Origin of the sequence: Actinospica durhamensis (assembly GCF_018139695.1) — a bacterium.
Taxonomy (GTDB): Bacteria; Actinomycetota; Actinomycetes; order Streptomycetales; family Catenulisporaceae; genus Actinospica; species Actinospica durhamensis.
In genome coordinates, this window is the sequence record NZ_JAGSOG010000145.1 from 1 (window position 1) to 21,797 (window position 21,797).

The 21,797-nt window shown below is 71.5% G+C and carries 19 protein-coding genes and 1 pseudogene; 7 read left to right on the forward strand and 13 right to left on the reverse strand.

What is annotated here, in order from left to right:
* Positions 1 to 2: 2 nt before the first annotated feature.
* The 6 genes from KDL01_RS24610 to KDL01_RS24635 form a co-directional block, all read right to left on the reverse strand.
* Positions 3 to 1,667 (reverse strand): substrate-binding domain-containing protein, encoded by a 1,665-nt coding sequence (locus KDL01_RS24610; protein WP_212530962.1) that lies wholly within the window; start codon positions 1,665 to 1,667, stop codon positions 3 to 5.
* Entirely contained in the window at positions 1,654 to 2,877 is a 1,224-nt protein-coding gene (pstA, locus tag KDL01_RS24615; RefSeq protein ID WP_212530963.1) for a phosphate ABC transporter permease PstA, read from the reverse strand. The genes KDL01_RS24610 and pstA overlap by 14 nt, the downstream gene beginning before the upstream one ends.
* 13 nt (positions 2,878 to 2,890) lie before the next feature.
* Entirely contained in the window at positions 2,891 to 3,913 is a 1,023-nt protein-coding gene (pstC, locus tag KDL01_RS24620; protein WP_212530964.1) for a phosphate ABC transporter permease subunit PstC, read from the reverse strand.
* A complete protein-coding gene (locus KDL01_RS24625; protein WP_212530965.1) occupies positions 3,906 to 6,545 on the reverse strand; it encodes a hypothetical protein in 2,640 nt (879 codons plus the stop codon). Before KDL01_RS24625 ends, pstC begins: the two co-directional genes overlap by 8 nt.
* Positions 6,546 to 6,741: 196 nt before the next feature.
* Positions 6,742 to 7,326: a hypothetical protein gene (locus KDL01_RS24630; protein ID WP_212530966.1), complete on the reverse strand. Its 585-nt coding sequence runs from the start codon at positions 7,324 to 7,326 to the stop codon at positions 6,742 to 6,744.
* A 257-nt stretch (positions 7,327 to 7,583) separates the two neighbouring features.
* A complete protein-coding gene (locus KDL01_RS24635) occupies positions 7,584 to 8,735 on the reverse strand; it encodes a substrate-binding domain-containing protein (protein ID WP_212530967.1) in 1,152 nt (383 codons plus the stop codon).
* Between the two features lie 671 nt (positions 8,736 to 9,406).
* Here KDL01_RS24635 and KDL01_RS24640 point away from each other — a divergent pair.
* Positions 9,407 to 11,044, forward strand: a complete 1,638-nt coding sequence (locus tag KDL01_RS24640) for an ABC-F family ATP-binding cassette domain-containing protein (protein WP_212530968.1) — start codon at positions 9,407 to 9,409, stop codon at positions 11,042 to 11,044.
* A 49-nt stretch (positions 11,045 to 11,093) separates the two neighbouring features.
* Here the strand turns inward: KDL01_RS24640 and KDL01_RS24645 are convergent, their stop codons facing one another.
* From KDL01_RS24645 to KDL01_RS24660, 4 genes are all read right to left on the reverse strand, one after another.
* Positions 11,094 to 11,591, reverse strand: coding sequence for a phosphoribosyltransferase (locus KDL01_RS24645; protein ID WP_212530969.1), 498 nt, complete (start codon positions 11,589 to 11,591; stop codon positions 11,094 to 11,096).
* A 31-nt stretch (positions 11,592 to 11,622) separates the two neighbouring features.
* A complete protein-coding gene (locus KDL01_RS24650; protein ID WP_212530970.1) occupies positions 11,623 to 12,165 on the reverse strand; it encodes a hypothetical protein in 543 nt (180 codons plus the stop codon).
* A gap of 41 nt (positions 12,166 to 12,206) precedes the next feature.
* Complete coding sequence (locus KDL01_RS24655) at positions 12,207 to 12,746, reverse strand: hypothetical protein (RefSeq protein ID WP_212530971.1); 540 nt, start codon at positions 12,744 to 12,746, stop codon at positions 12,207 to 12,209.
* Between the two features lie 109 nt (positions 12,747 to 12,855).
* The gene (locus tag KDL01_RS24660; protein ID WP_212530972.1) at positions 12,856 to 13,152 is read right to left on the reverse strand and encodes a DUF6401 family natural product biosynthesis protein; all 297 of its coding nucleotides are present in this window, start codon (positions 13,150 to 13,152) and stop codon (positions 12,856 to 12,858) included.
* A 223-nt stretch (positions 13,153 to 13,375) separates the two neighbouring features.
* Between KDL01_RS24660 and KDL01_RS24665 the strand changes: the two genes are divergently transcribed.
* On the forward strand, positions 13,376 to 14,104 hold the full coding sequence (locus KDL01_RS24665; protein WP_212530973.1) for an HAD family hydrolase: 729 nt from the start codon (positions 13,376 to 13,378) through the stop codon (positions 14,102 to 14,104).
* 65 nt (positions 14,105 to 14,169) lie between these two features.
* Here KDL01_RS24665 and KDL01_RS24670 read toward each other — a convergent pair whose 3' ends face one another.
* A complete protein-coding gene (locus KDL01_RS24670; protein ID WP_212530974.1) occupies positions 14,170 to 14,679 on the reverse strand; it encodes a hypothetical protein in 510 nt (169 codons plus the stop codon).
* The gene (locus tag KDL01_RS24675) at positions 14,676 to 15,536 is read right to left on the reverse strand and encodes an SPFH domain-containing protein (RefSeq protein ID WP_212530975.1); all 861 of its coding nucleotides are present in this window, start codon (positions 15,534 to 15,536) and stop codon (positions 14,676 to 14,678) included. Before KDL01_RS24675 ends, KDL01_RS24670 begins: the two co-directional genes overlap by 4 nt.
* A gap of 382 nt (positions 15,537 to 15,918) precedes the next feature.
* Here KDL01_RS24675 and KDL01_RS24680 point away from each other — a divergent pair, with 382 nt between their 5' ends.
* From KDL01_RS24680 to KDL01_RS24690, 3 genes are all read left to right on the forward strand, one after another.
* Positions 15,919 to 16,959: a DUF1266 domain-containing protein gene (locus tag KDL01_RS24680; protein WP_212530976.1), complete on the forward strand. Its 1,041-nt coding sequence runs from the start codon at positions 15,919 to 15,921 to the stop codon at positions 16,957 to 16,959.
* A 184-nt stretch (positions 16,960 to 17,143) separates the two neighbouring features.
* Positions 17,144 to 17,716, forward strand: a complete 573-nt coding sequence (locus tag KDL01_RS24685) for a SigE family RNA polymerase sigma factor (protein ID WP_212530977.1) — start codon at positions 17,144 to 17,146, stop codon at positions 17,714 to 17,716.
* Complete coding sequence (locus KDL01_RS24690) at positions 17,713 to 18,927, forward strand: hypothetical protein (RefSeq protein WP_212530978.1); 1,215 nt, start codon at positions 17,713 to 17,715, stop codon at positions 18,925 to 18,927. The genes KDL01_RS24685 and KDL01_RS24690 overlap by 4 nt, the downstream gene beginning before the upstream one ends.
* A 92-nt stretch (positions 18,928 to 19,019) precedes the next feature.
* Here the strand turns inward: KDL01_RS24690 and KDL01_RS24695 are convergent, their stop codons facing one another.
* Positions 19,020 to 19,991, reverse strand: coding sequence for a proteasome assembly chaperone family protein (locus KDL01_RS24695; RefSeq protein ID WP_212530979.1), 972 nt, complete (start codon positions 19,989 to 19,991; stop codon positions 19,020 to 19,022).
* A gap of 416 nt (positions 19,992 to 20,407) precedes the next feature.
* On the opposite strand from KDL01_RS24695, the gene KDL01_RS24700 reads away from it, so the two are divergent.
* Entirely contained in the window at positions 20,408 to 21,133 is a 726-nt protein-coding gene (locus KDL01_RS24700; RefSeq protein WP_212530980.1) for an SIMPL domain-containing protein, read from the forward strand.
* A 110-nt stretch (positions 21,134 to 21,243) separates the two neighbouring features.
* A pseudogene (locus KDL01_RS24705) lies at positions 21,244 to 21,797 on the forward strand (hypothetical protein); the annotation flags it as partial.

A 21,797-nucleotide genomic window follows, 5' to 3' on the forward strand; every position in this document is an offset into this window, starting at 1 on the left:
GGTCAGCCTCGCTTCCTGCGTCGTTGGATCCGGGCCCCGGCGAACACCGGCACGCCCACCGCCCCGATGATCAGCAGGACGGTCAGCACCGCCATCCCGGTCTGCTGGTCGGGCCGGGAGGCCACCGCGACCGGTTCGGCGTAGATGGGCTGCGCGGACGCGGACTGGCCCGCCCCGCCGCCACTGCCGCCGGAGCCGCCACCTGCGCCGGAACCCGCTCCGGCACTGGTGGAGGCGTGTGCCCCGGCCGAGGCGCTCGCTCCCCCGGTACCGCCCGAGCCGCCGGAGGTGCCGCCGGAGCCGCCGCTGCCGCCGGAGGTGCCCCCGTTGCCGGAGGTGCCCCCGCCGGTGCCGCCACCGCCGCCGCCCGCGGTGCAGTCCAGCGGCGCGGTCTCGTAGTCGCACTGGCTCGGGTACGGCGCGTCCTTGATCAGGTGGTTGACGCCGTTGGAGTACGTCGGGTTGTTGCAGCCGTTCAGTTCGCTCAGGTCCGGGGTGGCGATGTGGCCCGGCAGGTGGTCCACCTGTTCGAACCCGCCGACCACCAGGGTCTTGGGCAGCGGCGAGTAGCCGAGCTGGCCCGCGGTCTGCTGGGCGCCGCAGAGCACGTAGTTGAGCCAGGTGCTCAGCGTCACGCCCTTCGCGGTGTCCCAGCCCGGCACCAGCGAGCCCTTCCCGCTGTCGCGCGGGATGATCAGGTAGCTGTAGCTGGAGAGCGGGTAGGCGCGCGGATCAGGGTTCGTGTAGACGTTGTCGAGGTCCTGCATGAGGAAGTCGACGTCGTTCGGGTTCTCGTCGATCACGGCCGCCTGCAACGCGATCGCCACGTTCGACGGGGTCGGCAGGGTGTAGTAGCCGGCCGCGTTGAGCATCTTGACCGCGTGCAGGCCGTAGTTGAGCGCGTAGGCATACTCGTCGTAGCCGATCGCGCCCTCGCTGATCGGGGAGGCGAGGAAGGAGGCCATCTGGTCCGAGCCGTTCTTCTGCACCGAGTTGGCGAAGCCCGGGTAGAACTCGGTCGGACCGCACGGGCTCGGGCCGCCGTGGGCCGCGCAGAACGCGTTCCACAGCGACGGATACTCCTTGGCCAGCCAACGGGTGAACATGTAGCTGGCGCCGGAGCCGTCCGACCTGGTCACCACGGTGATCGGCTCGTTCGGCAGCTGCGCGCCGTAGTCGTGCGTGATCGCCGGATCGTCCCAGTTCACGATGGAGCCGGTGAAGATCTTCGCCAGCGTCTGCCCGGACAGCCGCAGGTCCGTCACGGTCCGGCCGCCCACGTGCAGGTTGTAGATGAACGTGGTGCCGCCCGCGACGATGGGGATGTACGAGTAGTTCCACTGCACCGACTCGGTGCCCGAGCCGAAGGGGTCGGGGGACTTGAGGAACGCGATGTCGGACCCGGCGAAGTCGTTCTGGTGCACGATGAAGTTCTCCCGGCCCTGCGCCGAGCCGTCGCCGGTGTAGTTGATCTGGATCCCGTCCTGGGCCGCGATGTCCCTGGACCACTGCTGGATCGCGGGTTCGGCCCAGGAGGAGCCGTCGCCGTCGAGCGGTACGTAGCTCACCGCGGCGGCCGGCGAGGCGGCCGGGAAGAACCCGACGCCGATCGCGAGCAGCGCGGCGAGCAGGGCGGTCAGGAGCCGGGTGGTCCTACGCGGCGCCATGGTCGCCCCCTTCCTCGGCGGCGGCGCGCGCCGCGGCGGCCAGCGCCCGGTCCCGGGCCATCTGCCGCTTCTGTCGACGGGTCAGCTCCCCCGGCGCCTTTCCGCCGAGCACGCGGGCCAGGGTGAACAGGATCAGCACCAGGGCCATGAGCACCGCGGCCGCGCCGAAGGCCCTGACCCGCTCGGCGTCCTGCGGGTAGCGGACGAATTCGAAGATGTAGAGCGGCAGGCTGGTCTGCCAGTGCTGGAACGGATCTGCGTTCATGTAGTTGTTGAGCCCGTCCACCAGCAGCAGCGGCGCGGTCTCGCCGATCGCCCTGGCCATGCCGAGCACCACGGCCGTGGTCAGGCCGGAGCGCGCGGTGGGCAGCACCACGGTCCACACCGTCCGCCACTGGCTGGCCCCGAGCGCGTACGAGGCCTCGCGCAGGCTGCGCGGCACCAGCCGGAGCATGACCTCGGAGGAGCGGGCCACGAACGGGATCATCATGATGGTCAGCGCGATCGCGGCCGCGAAGCCGCTCTTGGGCAGGCCGAGGGTCAGCACCACCAGGGCGTAGACGAACAGGCCGGCGACGATCTCGGGCAGCGAGGTCATCGCCTGGATCAGGGCCCTCACGGCCTGGGCCATCGGTCCGCCGACCTCCACCAGGAACAGGGCGGCGAGGATCCCGAGCGGCACCGCGAGCGCGGTGGCGATGCCCATCTGTTCGAGCGAGCCCACCATCGCGTGCCACACGCCGCCGTGGGTGAACGGGTCCAGCGGCCCGACCTCGGCCATGGTCTGGGTCACGAAGTTCCAGTGGAAGAGCGCGTGCCGGCCGGTGAACGCCACGTACCCGACCTGGTCGAGGATCAGCGCCACGATGATCAGCCCGAGCGTGACCATCAGGGCCGCGACGATCCGGTCGGTCACCGCCCGCCGGCCCCAGAGCATCGCGGTCACGGTGCCGAGGAAGAGCAGGAAGACCGCGTACCAGACCAGCGCGAAGCCGACCGCGCCGGTCAGCGGCAGGATCCGCTCGTAGATCAGCCAGACCAGGCCGAAGGAGGCGAGCAGCGAGCCGAGCACGGCGCACACGCCGTCCAGGGTCACGCTCCTGCGCCGGATCCGGCGGCCGAGGTCCGGATCCTCGGCCGGCCGGCCGGGGCGCGGGGTGTGCGCGGCGGGCGGCGCCGGGGGCGCGGCCACGGTGGAGAGTTCCGTCATCGTCTGCCTCCGCTCAATCCGCCGTCTGCGCGCCAGAGCGCGAACGGGTGATGATCACGCCGGCCACCGCGTTCACGATCAGGGTGAGCACGAACAGGACGAGGCCCGCGGCCATCAGGGCCGAGATCATGGTCGGGGTGGACTCGCTGTACCAGAGCGCGATCAGGCCGGGGATGGAAAGGCCGCCGGTGTGCAGCACGTGCCAGTTGAAGACGTAGACCGGCGAGATGAACAGCGCGACCACGATGGTCTCGCCCATGGCCCGGCCGAAGCCGAGCATGATCGCGCCGATCATGCCGCCGCGGCCGTAGGGCAGCACCACGGTGCGGATCATCCCCCAGCGGCTGGCGCCGAGCGCGTAGGCGCCCTCCCGTTCCCCGGACGGGGCCTGGGAGAAGACCTCGCGGCAGATCGAGGTGATGATCGGGATGACCATCAGGGAGATGATGAGCCCGGCCACGAACGGCGAGGCCTGGAACAGGATCTGCATGTCCCCGCCGACCACCTTGAACGGCGGGAAGACGCCGCCGAGGTGGTCCGAGAGCCAGCGCGAGAAGCCCAGGATCCGCGGCTGCAGGAAGAACACGCCCCACAGCGCGTAGACGATGCTGGGGATCGCCGCCATCAGGTCGATCAGCGCGACCAGCGGCCGCTTGAGCACGGCCGGGGCGTACTCGGAGATGAACAGCGCGGCCGTGAGCGCGCAGGGTACCGCGACCACCAGCGCGGTCAGCGCGATCACCAGGCCGTTCGGCAGCACCGAGGCGATGCCGAAGTGGTTGGAGCCGAGCAGCCAGGTGGAGGTGGTGAAGAACTTCCAGCCGGCCACGCGGAAGGTGTCCCAGGCCCGGTAGAGCAGGAAGCCGCCGATGAGCCCGGTGATCGCGAACACGGCCAGGCCGCCGCCGCGCAGCAGGGCCCGGAAGGCCCGGTCCGCCCCGGACAGCCGCGCCACGATCTGGCGCGGCACGTCCGGGACCTCGGCCGCGCCGGACAGCGGCGGGCCGAGCGCCTCGGTGGGCGTCGTGTCAGCCATCGAGGCCACCTCCGTCCGGGCCCTGCGACGGCGGCTGCGGCTGGGCCTCCGGATCCGGCGCACCGCCCGCGGCGGCGGAACCGTCCGCGCCGCGCCAGGGCGCGGAGAACCGCGGCCGACGCAGGCTGCCGGTGCCGAAGGCGTAGGCCAGCGGACCGCCGATGGCCAGCAGCCCGCCCGCGGCCAGCGCCGTCGGCAGGATCACCCCGACGTCGCTGCTGGTGTCGGCGGCCTTGTAGCCGAACCCGACCGGCGCGGGCGTGGCCGAAGCCGAGGCGGACGCGGCCGAGGACGCGGCGGCCGACGCGCTCGCGCTCGGCGCGGCCGCGGTGCTGGGACTGGTGCCCGGGCCGGAGCCGCCGCCGGTGGGCCCCGTCGAGCCGCCCCCGCCGCCGCCGGTCGGCTTCTTGCCGCTGACCGTGGTGTCCGGGTTCACCGTCTTGCAGTTCTGCGCGCGCACCGCGGCGGCCGCGGCCAGCGTCTTGCGCTGCTGCGCGCTGCTGAGCGCGAGGTAGCCGCCCCAGGGCGGGAGTTGGCCGAGCGAGACGCCGTAGGTCTGCGAGTCGGTCACGTCCGTCAGGAAGTCGGCGATCGCGGCGGCCTTGGCCGAGGACAGGCCGCAGGTCGGCACCATCGCGTACTGCACCTCGGTGAGCGGATAGGCGGTCGGCGAGGTGGCGTCGTAGTCCTGGTACTGGGTCACGCCGTCCGGGTTGGTCTTCATCGCGCTGACCGCGGCGGACATCGCGTCCGTGGTCGGACCCTCGGCGTTGCCCGCCGGGTTGACCAGCTCGGCGGTCGGGAACCTGAAGGCCGCGGCGGTGCCCGAGTCCATCACCGCGAACAGCGCCCGGTCCGGGAAGTTCTCCACGGGTTCCCGCGGGTTGTTCGGCTGGATGCCGTTGGCGCACGGCGGCTCGGAGACGGTGGCGCCGTTCTGGCACAGCCCGTAGAACTGGAAGTCGCTGCTCTGCCAGCCGGCCAGGTCGGCCGCGACGTTGTCCACGCCGGTGACCGGGTTCCAGGACTCCTGCATGGTCTTGTAGTAGGGCTCGTTCATGCCCTTCGAGTCGGTCCAGCCCGGGTCCTGCTCGACGAAGCTCGAGAGCGGGTAGGCGAACTTCTCGTAGTCGGTGTTCACGTGCATGCCCCACTGGTCCGGCTTGCCCTCGAGGAAGGCCAGCGCGTCCGGATCGGAGGCGATCCAGCGGGTCAGCTCCCAGGTCATGTCGCTCTCGCCGGCGACCACGATCGGCAGGAACTGGCCGTCGGCCGCGTCGTTGCCGGTGAACTTGAAGTCGTCCTCGGTGTACTCGGGGTTGAGCTGGTAGAACTCCGGATCCTCGAAGATGGTCCTCGGGTTCCCGGAGACGGCCGGGTCGCAGGTCGCGCTCTCCTTCACCTGTCCGGCCGGGCAGGTGCCGAACTGCAGCGAGTACGACTGGGTGAGCAGTTTCGCCAGCAGCCGCGCGTCGAGCTTGATGTCGGTGACGGGCTCCTGCGTCGTATTGTCATCGATATAGTAGGCAATTGATATGCTCGAGGTCGCGATCGGGGCGTAGGTGAACTTCCGGCTGGAGCCCGCGGTGAGCGCGCTCGAGGCCGGATCCGTCACCAGCGCCGCGTCCACGCTGCCGGTGACCGACTGCGAGGCGGACAGGAACTGCTGGCGGGCCTGGTACTCGCTGACCCCGGAGTTGTAGTCGAAGTCGACCTGGTCGGTGCCGGTGCCGGACTGGCACCAGGACGGCTGCCACTGCCCCATCGCCTTCTCCAGCATGGCCGAGCCGGCCGCGGTGAAGGAGTAGGCCGAGGCCGGGCAGTACGTCGCGGGCACCGGCGCGAAGGTGATCGGCACCACCATCGCGTCGTTCCAGGCGCACACCCGCTGCCAGGGCTCGAACACGTCCTCGGCCCAGGAGGCGTCCTGGTAGTCCGAGCTGTGGTCCTCGCAGTCGGGGGTGGAGTAGTCCCCGCCCCAGACCGGGAGCACCACGATCGAGCAGGCGTGGGTCTGGTCGCAGCCGAGCGTGGAGTTCTGCACCTTCGTCTGCACCTGGATGTCGGTGTATCCGGTGCCGCACACCGTGTCCGCGGGCTGCACGCCCAGGCAGTCGGTGGGGTTGGTGGAGGTACCGCTGAGTGTGTAGCTCTCCACCCCGGTGGCGGCCGCCCCGGAGGTCGGGGTGCCCACCATCAGGTTGTTGCAGTTCATGTTCGGGAAGCTGGCCACCGGGTTCGTCCCGGCGCACTGGAACACCGCGACCGGGTAGAACTCGGAGCCCTGCTGGTAGCCGCCCTCGAAGTTGCCGTTCATGGACGGGGTGAAGTTGTTCCAGGACACGTGCACGATCTGGTTGGTCAGGTTGACCGTCTGGTCCACCGTCACGGTCGGGGTCTCCCCGGTCATCCCGCCGCTGCCGCCGTTGGCGGACCAGTCCCACGCGGTGTCCCCGCCGTAGGTGTTCGTACAGGTCGTGCCGCCCTCGCCGCTCGGCGCGCAGCTCGTGTGGTCCGTGCTCGAAAGTCCCGGCGCGGGCAAGGCCGCGGCGCTGACGGCCGGACTCGGCGTGGCCGCGCTCGCCGCTGGTGCGAGCCCGGACCCGACGACCGCGGCGGCGGCCGTCAGCACCAGTGCGGCAATCCTCAAACGTGCCCCGAAACCGGGGCGGATGCGTGTCGCTTTTCTCATGTCCTCCACCACTTCTGCGCTGCGTGCGTGTCCGTGCGCGTCCGTGCGCGCCGAAGCCGGTTCGCCACAGGGCCCCTGTGGCGAACCGGCGCTCAGGCCGTACTCGCGGGTGGCGGGTACGGCCGCTGACAAGCCCTTAGTCGACCCAGACGGCGGTGAACGAGCCGACCGCCGTGCCCGCGACGAACGCGGTGGTGTGCAGCGCGCTGTTCAGGTAGTCCGCGCCGGCCGGGTCGAGCACCAGCTGCGTGGCCGAGTAGGTCTCCGAGGTGCCGTTCAGGTAGCCGTTCTGCGCGCCGGCGAGGTCGAGCAGCGGGACCTCACCGCCGCTGCTGGAGGACTCACCGTAGAAGGTGGTGCCGCCGAGGTCGAAGATGAGCGTGTTGAGATCCACCGTCTGGCCGGTCTTGAGGTCGAACCCGAGGATGGCGCCGGAGTAGCTCTCGGTGCCGGAGTAGGTGCTGATCTCGGCGTCGCCGGCGGTCTCCGCGTAGGTGACACTCGCCGCGCCGTTCGCGTAGCTCAGCGTGGTGTAGTCCTGGGGCACGAAGCCGATCCCGTGCTGGGCCAGCTGCAGCAGGAACGAGGCGTTCACGGTCAGCGTGACGGAGCCGCTGACGGTCTCGGCCGCCTGGGCCGAGGTGGCGACGACGCCGGTCAGCGCCACCGCGCCGAGGGCGGCCAAGGGCAGCGCGACGGCGCGCTTGGCAGAGGTACGCATGTCGGTCGGTTCTCCTTGGAAAGAGGACTGGGGCCGCAGCGGGAGCTACGGCCCGGATTCCGGTGTCCGCGAACACACCGGAAGGCCGAGCGTGGAAGGCGGGTGGTGCCGCACGGGCGAGCCGGGGACCGGTCCCGGTGCGCCGTGGGCACACCGGGACCTCTGCGCCCCTGGCCGGGGCGGCACCAGGGTGTTGCGAGATGGTGCTGGCTTTTGCTAGCCGTTCACGCTCTCCCGCGGCAGGCCGCGGGAGGGGCTCACTGGCCGGTCAGCGTGCCGCAGTTGGAGGCGACGACGAACCCGTAGTTCGTGATGTCGGTGGCCGCCGTGGTGCTGGTGCCGTTCTTGCCGCAGATCCAGCCGCTCTTGTCGCCGTTGCCGAGCAGGGCCCGCAGGTTGATCGGGCTGGTCGGGATCGACGGGGAGGCGGCCGTGCCGGCGTTGAGCGAGACCAGGAACAGGCTGCGGATGTAGGTCGACGGGAAGGCCGTCAGGCCGCTCACGTTGATCACGTTCGCCGAGGTCAGCGGGGCCTTGCTGTCGATGTCCTCGAGCTTGAGGCTGCCGGTGGCGTTCGGGCACTTACCGGTGTCCGCCTGGCAGACGTAGCTGCCGCCGGAGAACGGGAAGAGCACGTTCTTGTAGCCGGTCGGGTTGCCGGTCGAGGTGAACTCGGCGTTGGTGCCCTCGTTCTCCTCGATCACGCCGCCGGAGCTGTTGGCGCCGTTGACCACGCAGGTGCCCAGGGTCGGGCTGCCGATGTCGGTCAGCCACTGCTGCCGGGTGCCGGAGCTGGCCTGCGGGAGCACCGGGATGACGGCGGCGGTGCTGGTGCCGCCGACCTCGTTCCAGGTGACCGGGGCGTCCGTGTAGGACGAGCTGATCAGCGAGGCGTTGCAGGAGTAGATCGCGGTCAGGTCGGTGTCGGTGAGGTTGGTGACCCCGTTGCCGCCGTTGTAGATCGAGTAGGTGATCAGGTCCTTGGCGAACACGACCGAGGTGATGCCGGTGCCGTCGGAGGACTTGATGTTGCGGGAGGCGCGGGCCAGGTCCACGCAGTACTCGGTCTTGGCCGTGTTCTGCAGCTTGGCCTCGAGCTGGGCGATGCCGGCGCCGGAACCGTTCGGCCGGGCGATCGAGCAGTTCGAGTCGTTCTTGGTCTCGATGGTGTCGCCGGTGGCCCCGGTGGTCGGGTTCACCGCGTCCCAGCTGTAGAACGGGTTCGTGGGGCTGGTGGCGTTGTAGTCGGTCGACCACTGGTCGGCCAGGAACTGGATGGTGTCCGAACCGGTGGCCACGATCGCCGTGACGGGCGGCGTCGAGGACGGGTCCGCCAGGGCCACACCAGTGCTCACCGCGAGGGTGGCGACGGCCACCCCCGCGAGGACCACAGTACGAAGAGCGCGCACGCGACTTCTCCTTAAATACAGCTACCGTGCGTGACTTTCGACGAGGCCCCGTTGCCGCGGGACGACGCCGAGTCGGCGTTGCCGACGCAGGTGAGTCTCACCGTGGCAAGTATCTTCGATCACCGATATAGGTGAGCGCCTTGTGAACAGCGTCGGCCGCCGTGCCCCGTCATATCAACACACGGACAGTGCGGTGACGAGGGAAGTCCCGGATTGATCCATTGGGGCATGTAATGCAGAGCACTGATATGCACATTGCGCGGCGGGCAGAATACAGTGACACCATAAGGAAATCCGAAGTGCTTTCACGGTGGACTTAACCGGTTCGTCCCCGGTATTCTCCCCTTGTCACGCGGGCGGATCGGTAGCGGGCGGAACCCAGCTCAGCACCCGTACCACCGCCACGGAGCGCTACCTTAAGACACTCAGAATTTCCTCAGTCAGAACGGTGCGTCACGAACCGCGTACACCACGGGCCGCGCCCGCCGTGGACGGCTCTGGAGAGTCCTGACAGCCTCCGCGTATCATCTCCCGCAGTGCGGGCACGCGACTTCTCCAGATGCAGTGATCCCGTGCACCGCACTGTAATGCCGGCCCGCCTCGTTGCCGCGGGGCGGGCCGGTCCATAACCGGGTGACAAAGCGGCCGCCGCCGGGACATACTGCGACCCCATGGGCTACGTGGATCTTTCCGGGGTGGGTTATCGGCTGCCGGACGGCCGGATGCTGCTGCGGGACGTGGACTTCCGGGTCGGCGAGGGCGCGAAGGTGGCGCTGGTCGGGCCGAACGGCGCGGGCAAGACCACCCTGCTGCGGATGGTGGCCGGCGACACCGCCCCGTCCGCCGGCACGATCGCCCGCGGCGGCGGGCTCGGGGTGATGCGCCAGTTCATCGGCATGATCGGGGACGAGACCACGCTGGCCGCGCTCGCCCTTTCCCTGTGCTCCCCCGCGCTGCGCGCCGTCGGCGAACGCCTGGCCGGGGCCGAGGCCGCCATCGCCGCCCCGGACGCGGACGAACGCGCCCAGCTCAAGTACGCCGACGCGCTCACGGCCTGGGGCGACGCCGGCGGCTACGAGCTCGAGGTGGTCTTCGACACCGTCGCCGTGGGCGTGCTCGGCCTCGGCTGGGACGAGGTGCGCGACCGCCCGGTGCGCACGCTCTCGGGCGGCCAGCAGAAGCGGTTCGCGCTCGACCTGCTGCTGCGCGGCGAGGACGAGGTGCTGCTGCTCGACGAGCCGGACAACTTCCTCGACGTGCCCGGCAAGCTCTGGCTCGAGCAGCGGCTGAAGGAGAGCTCGAAGACGCTGCTGTTCGTCTCGCACGACCGGGAGCTGCTGGCCAACACGGCCACCACGGTGGTCGGGGTGGAGGGCGGCACGGCCTGGGTGCACCCCGGTTCGTTCGCCTCCTGGCACGAGGCCCGCGCCGCCCGGCACGAGCGGCTGGACGAGGACCGGCGCCGCTGGGACGAGGAGCACCTGAAGCTCAGGGAGCTGGTACAGCTCTACCAGAACAAGGCGAGGCACAACGCCGACATGGCCAGCCGGCTCCAGGCCGCGCGTACCCGGCTGGCGAAGTTCGAGGCCGACGGCCCGCCGCCGATCCCGCCGAAGGAGCAGAACATCCGGATGCGCCTGGACGGCGGGCGCACCGGCAAGCGGGTGGTGCGGTGCGAGCAGCTGGAGCTGGCCGGGCTGACCCTCCCGTTCGACTTCGAGGCCTGGTACGGCGACCGGATCGCCGTGCTCGGCGCGAACGGCACCGGCAAGTCGCACCTGCTGCGGCTGCTCGGACGCGGCGGCACCGACCCGGAGACCGAGCCGCTCACCCCGCTCGCCCAGGTCGCGCACGAAGGCGTGGCCCGGCTCGGCGCGCGGGTGGTGCCCGGGCACTTCTCCCAGACGCACGACCGCCCCGAGCTCGTCGGCCAGACCCTGATCGAGATCCTCTGGCGCGGCGACACGCGGCGCCCGAGCCTGCCGCGGGACCAGGCCATGCCCGCGCTCAGCCGCTACGAGCTCGCCGCGCAGGGCGACGTGCGCTTCGAGCAGCTCTCCGGCGGCCAGCAGGCACGGTTTCTGATCCTGCTGCTCGAACTGTCCGGCGCCACCCTGCTGCTGCTCGACGAGCCGACCGACAACCTGGACCTGGCCAGCGCCGAGGCGCTGGAGCAGGGCCTGGCCGGGTTCGCCGGGACGGTGCTCGCGGTCACCCACGACCGCTGGTTCAGCCGGGGCTTCTCGCGCTACCTGCACATCGGCGAGGACGGCGTGGTGCGCGAGGTGCCCGAGCCGGTCTGGAGCTGACGGCCCGTCGGCCGGGCCGCCGTCCACGGGGGGCGGCGGCCCGGCCGGCTCACGCGTCGCGCACCTGGCCCGCGCGGTCGACCACTGGCGGCTGGTCGCTCCACGGGAAGTTGATCCACTGGTCGGTGTGCCGCCACACGTACTCGCACCGCACCGAGGAGCTCGGCTTCTGGTAGATCACGGCCGAGCGCACCTCGGCCACGGTGTCGCGGCAGAAGTCGTGGATGAGTTTGAGCGTCTTGCCCGAGTCGGCCACGTCGTCCGCGATCAGCACCCGCTTGTTGGAGAAGTCCACCACGTCCGGCACCGGGGCCAGCATCACCGGCATCTCCAGGGTGGTGCCGACCCCGGTGTAGAACTCCACGTTGACCATGTGCATGTTCTTACAGTCCAGGGCGTAGGCCAGCAGCCCGGCCACGAAGACCCCGCCGCGCGCCACCGAGACGATCAGGTCGGGCCGATAGCCGTCGGCCGCGATCTGATGGGCCAGCTCGCGTCCCGCCAGCCCGAAGGTCTCCCAGGTCAGAATCTCCCGTGCGTCCGTCATGACGCGTATTGTCGCATCCGGACCTGAGGGTTCACGTCTTCCGGTCCGCGCTCTCGCCCGGGCCGGCCGCGTCCGCCCCGTCACCGGAAGCGCCCGCGTCCGCGCCGTGCCCGTGGCCGGGCAGGTGCATCTCGGGCAGGTGCAGGCCGTGCCCGTGGCCGTGGCGGTGCCCGTGCTGCTGGCGGTGCGCGGCGTGCGCGTCCGCGTGGGTGCGCGGGCGGCTGCGCTCGGAGGGCCGCGGGCCCATCACCGCGGCGCAGCCCTCGCACCAGTCGTAGGAGCGGCGGGCGGCTCCCATCGCGGCGTGCACGGTCGCATAGGACTGCGGCGAGCCGCCGTGCGTCTCGCACTCGACCACGTACCGCAGCGGCAGGTCGAACAGCCCGGCCGGGGCGTCCGGCGCCTGGGTGTCGAGCACCCGCACCCGCACCCCGGTCTCCCGGTGCCGCAGGATCTTGTGGACGTACGTGCTCTGCCTCGGCAGTTCGGCGGAGAGCAGGTCGGCCGCCTTGGCGCGCATGCGCTGCAATGCGATCTCGGCCCGCTCCACCTCCTTCTTCGCGCTCTGTTTCATCCGAAACTCCCCGTTGTGGCGCGCCGGCCGCCTCGCCCCGCTCATCCGCTCCGCCGGGACTGGGTGTGCGCCCGGTTGCTGTGGGTGCGGCGGTTCGCCGCCATCGCGGCCGCGCAGCCCGAGCACCAGGTGTGGGAGGTCTTGACCGCCTGCAGGGCCCGCCGGTGCTCGGCGAAGTACCTGGTCTCGCCGTGGCTGGTGCAGCGCGCGGCCCAGTGCATGGTGATCCCGCGCGCGTCGCCGAACGGCTCGGAGTTGAGGTCCTCGGGATTGTCCGGCGCGCCGAGTTCGAAGACCAGCACGTGGCTGCCGATGTCCTTGCGCACCCGCTCCCTGGCCTCCTCCGGCTCCTCGCGCCGCGGCACCACGGGCACCCGCTGGTCCTTGAGCTCGGCCGGCGGCTCCTCGTTCTCCAGCAGCCGGTCCTGCGGCTTGCCGGTACGGGGCACCTCGAGCGCGTGCGCCGTCTTGCGGGCGCGGTCGTCCCGGTGCCGGGGCTTGGCCGTGGTCTGGGGCTTGACCGAGAATCCGCCCCGCGCGCTGATCGCCGTGGCGTCGTTCCTCGCCGCGAAACCATCCATCGTGAGCCCTTCCTCGAGTGCGGACAAAGGCTTGTCACTCACCCTAGGCCGGTCCCGCACGAGTTGCAGGCCCAACGGGAAACGCACAGGTCAGAGCGCGTGCAGCGGCTCAGAGCGGATGCGAGACCAGGGGCAGGCGGTGCTCCCGGATGAGCCAGGAGACCGCGGTCAGCCGCAGGCTGGCGAAGTCGTAGCCGGAGTGCTCGCGCCAGTCGGCCTCCTCGAGCGCGTCGAGGAAGCCCACGATGTAGTCGCCGAGGGTGTGCGCGTAGGTCTCGGCCCCGCCGAGCACGTCGCGCACCGCGGCCGCGTGCTGGTCCACCGCCGCGACCAGCCCGGGCTCGAAGGCCAACTCGGGCAGACGCGGTCCGAACCGCTCCCACACTTCCTTGAGCGGTTGGCGCATGGCCGTCGCTCCCCTCCGCCGCCGATCGGGCCGGGCGGCCCGGCAGGCGCCCGTGTACGCCATCCAGGTTAACGGCTGGTGCTCCCGCGCGTGACCCGAATCCGGCCGGGGATGTGGGAGAGATCACGTACCGGCGCCGGCCGCGCCGTCACCTGCCCGGACCCCGTCCCATCCCGTGGCACCGGCCGATTGCGCCCCGCCCGCGGATGCCAGAATGAGATCCATGAGCGCCCACCTGTACAGCCTGCCGACCGCGTTCCCGACCGCGGACGAGGACCTCGCCGCGCCCGTGCCGCCGATCGAGGCCGTGCTCTTCGACTTCGCCAACACCCTGTTCCGCATGCTGCCGACCGAGCAGTTCCTGACCCGGATCTGGGAGCGGGCCGGGCGCGAGCCGGGCAGCATCGACGCGGTCGAGGTGGCCGCCCAGGTGCGCGCTGCGGCCGGACTGGCGCACGTGGTCGAGGCGCAGTTCGAGCGGGACACCTCGCCGCAGCGCCACCGCGACGCGACGCTCGCCTGGTTCCGCGAGGTCCCGGCGCTCGCCGGGGTCGAGGAGCTGGCCTACGAGCAGGTGCTGCTGGCCGAGACCTGGTATCCGTACCCGGACACCGCGCCGGTGCTGCGCGAGCTCGCGGCCCGCGGCATCCCGGTCGGCGTGGTCAGCGACATCCCGTTCGACCTGCGCCCGATCTTCGCCGGGCACGGCCTGGGCGAGCACGTCGCGGCGTACGCGCTCTCCTACGAGCTCGGCCTGGAGAAGCCGGACCCGCGGATGTTCCTCAAGGCCTGCGCCGACCTCGGCGCGGACCCGCGGCGCACCCTCATGGTCGGCGACAACGCCCCGCGCGACGGCGGCGCGGTGAGCGCGAACCTGCGCGCCTACCTGCTGCCGTCCGAGCCCAGGACCGGCGAGCGCGGGCTCGACGCGGTGCTGCGCCTGGTCGGCTGAGCCGAGCCGCGCGCGTGTACTGACAGGTCGTCGGCTGACGGCCGAAAGGCCGTCAGCCGCCCGCGTCACAGCCCGCTGAGGTAGCTCAGCCGCTCGTCCAGGGTGCGGGTGAGGTCCGCGAGCGCGCTCTCGGCCTCCCGGACCGGCAGTTCGCTCAGGCTCGGCGCGGACACGCCCTCGATCACGCCCGCCGCGAGTTCCGCCTGCCGGTGCAGCACCTGGTCGAGCTCGAGCAGCTGCGCCGCGCCCGGGCCGCGCAGCCGCTTCCATGCCTTCTTCGGGTCCGGCGGGAACGGGGCGTTGCGCAGCCGGTCGGCGACCGCCGTGTAGCGCTGCTGGCAGCGGCGCCCGACGTCCATCGGCAGCTTCAGCTCGGCCGGCGGGAAGGGCTGCTCCCGGGTGGAGGGCGGCAGGATGCTGCGTTGGTAGTCCACCACGGCCTCGCCGATCCGCTGCGCCGCGCGGGCGAGCAGCTCGGCCGCGTACGAACGGACGGCGAGGTCGTCCGCGCGCAGCCGGCCGGCGTCGGTGTACCGGTCGACTCCGAGCAGCGGCTCGAACGCCCCGTGCGTCATCGGCGGTCGGACGCGTTGCCCGAGGCGTTGCCGAAGCCGAGCTGGGAGATGTCGCCGTAGAGGTTCGAGGGCAGCAGGGCGACCTGCAGCGGCTCGCCGAGCAGCGCGTTGACGGCCACGGCCATGCCCTTGTCGGCCAGCTTGAGGGCCAGGTAGGCGCGCATGGCCTCCTGCTCGGTCATGCCGAAGGCGCGCAGCGAGAGCAGCTCGCGCATCCGCTCGTCCTTCGGCGAGATCAGCACCTTGACGTCGTTCAGGGTGATCCCGTAGACGGCGAGGAAGTCCTGCAGGTGCCCGGCGACCAGTTCGCTGATCTCGTGGATCTTCTCGTTGACCTGCTCGAGCGGGGTGACCTGGACGATCTGGTTGACCGCCTGCTCGACCACCGGCGCGGCGTAGTCGTTGATCTCGTTGGCGTTGACCGAGTGTCCGGCCACCGGCATGTGCTGCACCAGCTTGAGCGCGTCCTCCTTGGTCTCCACGTGGATGTAGTAGTCGACCTCGTAGGCGAGCTCGGCCATCTCCCGGGACAGCGCCGTGCCGCGGCACTTGATCACGCTCTTGGACCGGTTGATGTAGATGACCTCGTACTGCCACGGCGACTGCCCGCCGTAGAAGGAGCGCTGCATCGAGCCGAACAGCGGCCGGTCCGGCGTCTCGAGCTGGAACTGGCCGGTGTCGTAGACGTTGAGGATGGCTCCGCGCGACTTGAGCACGCAGAAGTGGTTGGACTCGACCGTGATCAGCGATCCGTTGAGGATGTTGGGATCCGCGTAGTGGTAGAGCAGCACCCCCGGACCCATCACCTCGCGGCCCTGCGCGTCGAGTGTGGAGATCACATTCCGTACGCCCGGCATGGTTCCCAGCCCCCTTGATCCCTCTGCGCGGCCCCTCCCACCGGAACCGTCTGCGTCACCCTACCGCCGGGCGCGCTCCTGGGTAAGCGGTTGTGACGGGCCGTCACCGGCGCGCGGGAGGAGGCGCGGAAAAGGCGGGGAAAAGAGGGTGGCCCCGCGCCACGGGGGGAGCGCGGGGCCACCGGACACGGTCACTGAGGACCGGTGGGAGGTCTGCATTCCACTACGGGGGGGAGATAGTGGAACGCGCCTCAATGCCCTTGACCATACCCCGTCCGGCGCCCCGAGGGAAGGGGAACGCGCAATTGCGCGGGCTCGTCCTTCATCAGGGGTCTCGAATAGACTGGGCAGGATTTTTTCTCTTCGCTTCGGGGGTGCGTCGATGGGAGTCGTGGTACCGCAGGCCGCCACGGTGGAGCAACGCCTGCGTGAGGCGTTGCGCCGCGGCGACCTCGACGGTTATCTGCGAGCCCTGTCGGATACGCACGTGCTGGTCTTCGGCTCGCGCCGGCTGGCGGACGAGGGGCTGGACGACCCGGAGGCCCCGCTGGGCCTGGTGCAGGACATGGGCGGGGCGAAGCGGGTGTTCGCGGTGACGCCCAATCAGACCGTGGACCCGGGGCCGCGTCTGGTCTACCACGCCATGACGCTGCGCTCGATGCTGCGCCGCTGCCGTCCGCTCACCTGGCAGCTGGTGGTGAATCAGGGTACGGATCACGAGGGCCGGATACCGGTGAAGAAGCTGGCGGCCTGGGTGGACGCGCACCCGGAGGAGATCCGTCCGCTGGCCGACTACGGCGACCGGCTCACCGCGCTCGACAGCTGGGAGCGCGAGGGCGCGCTGGCCGCCGCGCTGGCCTGCGGCGCGCACCTGGCGGTGCAGAACGAGGTGCCGTGGAACGCGATCGGCCAGGTGTACAACGACTATCCGGCCGACGCGCGGCTGCTGCGCGACGGCTGGCGGATCACCGCGACGGACCAGTGGCGCGCGGAGCTTGAGGAACTGCTGCGCGCCGAGGGCACGGCGGTCGAGGTCTGGCAGAGTGAGACGGACGTGGTCGCCGCGCACCTGGCCGCGCTGCGCCGCGACGGCGTCGCCGACCCGGACGCCACCCGCGATCCGCCCCCGGTCCAGGCGTGGTACTTCGGCCGCGCGGTGAACCTGGCCCGCTGGGCCACGGCGATCCGCCTGTGCGACCAGGAGGAGGCGCGCGAGGCCGTGCTGCGCGCCGGAGACCTGGCCGCCGCGCACTACCGGGACTGGCGCGAGTTCTCCACCGGCTACCTGCTGGGCCGGCTGCTGCACTTCGGCGACCTCGAGCGCAAGCAGTACTACCGCCCGCTGCGCAAGGTGCACCGGATCCTGTGCGAGGACCCGGCCAGCCCCTGGCGCACGCTGAACCTGGCCGACGCCGCGGCCTGACGATCCGTCAACGGCGGCGGAGGAGACGCGGACGCAGCGCGCCGCGACGGTCTGACGGGTCCTCAACCGCACACGGGCGCCCTCCACCGAAGAACTTCCGCGGCGGCATGCAACCCCGTACCGGGCCGCGACATCTGCATTGCATGAGATCACCGAGCAAGCCACGGCCCGAGGAGGGCGGCGGATGACGGATCAGGACGCCGCGACCGCCTTCACCGAGTACTTCGCCGCGCGCCAGACCTGGCTGCGCGGAGTCGCGTACATGCTCTGCCAGGACTGGCACCGGGCCGACGACCTGCTGCAGACCACCGCGATGCGGCTGTACGCCCGCTGGCCGCGGGCCGACCGGATCGAGAACCTGGACGCGTACGCGCGCAAGATCCTGGTCAACACGTTCCTCGCGGAACAGCGCTCGCCGTGGTGGAAGCGGGTCATCCCGCACTGGGAGAACACCGACGGCGCCGTCGAGGCACCGGATCCGTCCGACGCCCTGGACCTGCGCGCCGCCCTCGCCGCGCTGCCGCCGCGCCAGCGCGCCACGGTGATCCTGCGCTACTACGACGAGCTTTCGGTGCTGGAGGTCGCGGAAATCCTCGGCTGCGCCCCCGGCACCGTGAAGAGCCAGACCGCGCGGGCTCTGACCGCACTGCGCCGCACGCTCACCGACGAGGACGCCGCGGCCGACCTCGCCCCCGCCACCTTCACCCTGATCAACTCCGCCCGCACCGCCGTCCACGTGGAAGGGAGCAAGCCATGACGTACCGCGGCGCGGACCTGACCGCCGAACTGCGCACCCTGGTCGAGACGGATGCGCCTGCCTGTGCCCTCGATCTCGACCAGGCGCTGGCGCACGGCCTGAGCGCACGCCGACGCCGACGGGCCGCGGGCCTGGGCGGCGGGGTGGCCGGCACCTGCCTGGTGCTCACCCTGATCCTGGCGTTCCTGACGCACTCCGCGCCGTCCGCGGGCAGGGCCGTGCCCGCGGTCACCGGCACCGCGGCCGCGTCCCGGGCGAAGGACCCGTTGACGGTCGTGATGACCTTCGGCTGGCTGCCCGCGGGCCTGCACCTGACCGGATCCACCGGCGACTCGATCACCGCGAGCGACGGGACCACCCAGTTCGACCTGCAGGTGATGACGCTGCGGTCCGGGCAGAAGCCGCCGAACGGCTGCTCGAGTGCGGTCGCGACCGGCGCTTCCGCCCCGGCGTCGGCCACCGGTGAGGCCGGGGTGAGGATCACGACGGTCCCGTGCGACCAGAAGGCCCCCGACGTCAACGGCCACGCGGCCTACTGGGGCATCGCTCCGGACGAGACCTCGCGGTTCGACGGATACGTCGAGCTGGACTGGCAGTACGCGCCGAACCAGTGGGCGGTGCTGAACGGCAACGTGGGCAAGGACGCCTCCAGCGACATCGTCCCCACGGTCGTGAAGGTCGCCGAGGGCCTGCGCTTCCACCCGGCCCAGGCGCTCCCATTGCCCTTCCACCTTCCGTCGCTTCCGGCCGGCCTCGAGACCATGGACATCCTGTGGCAGCAGGCTCCCGCGGCCGCCCGTGGGCCGCAGGCGCGCGAAACCTGGACAGGCGTCGACCTCAGCTACTCGAAGCCGATGTCGTCCCCGGGCGACTCCACCTCCTCGGAGCTCGACTTCTTCACCGCGGCCGCGACCTCGAGCTTCCCGAGCGCGGGCGCGACCCGGTTCGGCACCGAATACGCTCCGGCCAAGGACGTCGAGCACCTCACCGTCGACGGCCACCAGGCGCTGCTGATCAAGACCACGGTCGACGGCGAACCAGACCAGCGGCTCGTCGTGCACGACCTCGACGGCGTGGACTTCACGCTCACCGCCTACAACACGGGCGCGATCGCCGACGTCGACCAGGCCGGCGGGATCCTCGCGTACTACGCCTCGATGAAGGTGCTCGGCGCCGATCCGGCGCACTGGACCACCGACGTCATCGGCTGACGCGGCGCGGACAACGCGTGAGCCGGGCTCCCCGTCGTCGGCGGGGAGCCCGGCTCACGGGCGTTCGAACGTTCGGATGGAGGGCGGCGCGCTCAGCCCTCGGACTGCTCGTCGTGCTCGGCCAGGAAGGCCTCGAACTGGCTGGCCAGCTCGTCCGCGCTGGGCAGCCTGGTCTGCTCGGCCAGCAGGTTGGGCCGGCCGGCCGCGCCCTCGGCCGCGTCGTACTGCTCCTCCAGGTTGCGGATGACGCCCTTGAGCTCCTGGTCGCCCTGGCTGACCTCGGCGTCGATCTGCACGGCCACCCGCCGGGCCCGGTCGCGCAGTTCCTGCGCGGGCAGCACCAGGCCGGTGGCGGCGGTCACCGCCTCCAGGATGCGCACCGCGGCGGCCGGGTAGGCCGAGCGCGAGACGTAGTGCGGGACCTGGGCGGCGAGGCCGAACACGTCCTTGCCCGCCTGCGCGAGGCGGTACTCGGCCAGCGCCATCGCGCTGCCCGGGACCTGGGCCTGATCGAACCACTTGGGGTAGCCCAGCAGCAGGTCGCTGCGGTTGCCGTGCGGGATCAGGTGCACCGGCCTGGTGTGCGGGACGCCGAAGGGCACGCCGTGGAAGTTGACCGCCAGCGTGACGCCGAGCTCCTCGACCATGTTCACCACGGCCCGGCTGAACAGCTCCCACTCGGTGTCCGGCTCGGGGCCGGAGAAGACCAGGAACGGGGTGCCGATCGCGTCCTTGGCCAGGCGCACCGACAGCTCCGGCGTGTCGTACGAGGACCAGTGGTCCCCGTTGAAGGTCATCAGCGGACGCTGGGCCCGGTAGTCCACCAGCCGGTCGGCGTCGAACACGGCCACCAGCGGCGCCTCGTCCCCGCCGAGCAGATAGTCCAGCGCCTGCTCGGCCGCCTGCCCGGCGTCCATGAAGCCGTTGAAGTGGTAGAGCAGCACCAGGTCGTCACGTCGCTGCCCGGTCAGGCTCGCGCGGGCCGGCTCGCGAGCCTCGGCCAGGGCGGCGAGGCCGTCCGAATCGTATGTGTACAGCGCCCGGGCAGCGGTGGGATCAGCCACGGTCTCACCCTTCTCCTAGGTCGGCGGTCGTCCGCGGCGGCCAGGACGCGCGACGCGGCGGTTACGGGATGCGCGGACGGCGCACGTCCTTCCCTCTCTAGTCTGCCAACGATCGAGGCGGCGCGGCCATTCCCGGCCCTGGGACACGGATTCGCGGCGCGCTCCGATACGCGCCCGGCCGGGCGCCGCGGATCGGCGCCGCGGGCGGCCCAAGCACCCGTTCATGTTTCGAATCCATAGCGCTCGGCCCCGCCCACCGCCCGGAGGGCTCCGGTTCCGCTAGCGTCGGACCATACGGCGAAGGGCGTGCGAACATCGGTCGACCGCGGCACGACCGACAGTCCCTTCCCCGGGCCCTCGAAGGTCGGGACGAATGGAGTGCGGACGCCATGGACCATGCGCACGATCCTGCCCGTGTGACCGCGTCGGCCGTGGTGGAGCAGGTGGGCTCCCCCGCGGTCATCAGTGTGCGCGGCGAGGCGTTGTTGACGGTGGAACCCGAGCTGGTGGACCTGACCGTGGTGGTCGCGGCCCAGGCGAAGGAGCGGCGCGAGGCGTTCGAACGGCTCGTGAAACGCAACGACGAGCTGCTCGAACTGCTGCGCTCCTACGGCGACTCGGTGGAGAAGGTGGAGTCCTCCGGGGTGGCGGTGCACCCGGAGGTGCGCAAGGGCGGGCGGGACGAGAAGGTCCGCTCGTACCGCGGCGTGGTGCGGGTGGAGGTGTCGATAGCGGACTTCGCGGCGCTCGGCGAGATCGTCTCGCGGGTGGCCGACCTGGAGGCCGCGCACCTGGAGGGCCCGCGCTGGCGGCTGCGGCGCACCTCGCCGGTCTACCGCAAGGCCAGGACCCGCGCCGTGGGCGAGGCGCTGACCCGGGCGCAGGACTACGCCGAGGCGCTCGGCGCCCGGATCACCGGCCTGATCGAGGTGGCCGACTCCGGCCTGATGCAGACCGAGGTGCACCGGGCCACCCACGCGGTGCTCCAGGCCAGGGCGGCCTCGGCCCCGGCCGCGTTCGGCCCCAACTCGCCGGAGCCGCCGGTGCTCGAGCTGGAACCGGCGCTGCAGGAGGTGCGGGCCTCGGTCGAGGCGCGCTTCTCCGCGACCCAGCCGATCTTCGAGATCCGACCGCAGGACTGAGGCCGCGGATGCCGGCGGCGGATCCCGTTGCGGGGCGGCGGATCCGGCGCGGGCGGATCAGCAGGCGCATACCCGGACCGGGACGCTCGGATGCGGTAGCGTGTCGGGGCGTGAGGACTCGGATGCTCGCCGTCGCGGCCGCCGGGGCCGGCGCGGCGCTCGCGCTGGGCGGCTGCTCGCTGCTGCGCTCGTCCCAGAACGCCGCCGCCGTCTCGTCCAGCGCCACGACCGCCGCCCGCCCCTCGGCCGCTCCGAGCTCGTACTCGCCGCTGTCCGGGCCGGTCGAGGCCGCGAGCGCGCTGCCCAAGGACTGCTCCGACCTGCTCACCACGGCCCAGCTGCAGAACGTGTTCGGCGCCGGCGTGCCGATCGGCACGGACTACGGCGCGTACGCGGCGCTGGCCAGTATCGGCCGGACCGGCCGGGTGGCGTGCGTGTTCGGGGTCGGACTCGACTCCTTCGGGCAGCAGAGCGCGGGCGAGGTGGAGGTCTCGATCTCCACCTACCTCAGCGCCTCCGACGCGGTCGGCCGGGCCTCGGACACGGTGCAGCAGGACTCGGAGGCCGGAGCGACCACGGCCCAGATCTCGGTCGGCGGCCACCCGGCCACGCTCGTGGTGGAGCAGGGCACGGTGGCCTCGAGCGCGCCGCCGTCCCCCACCGC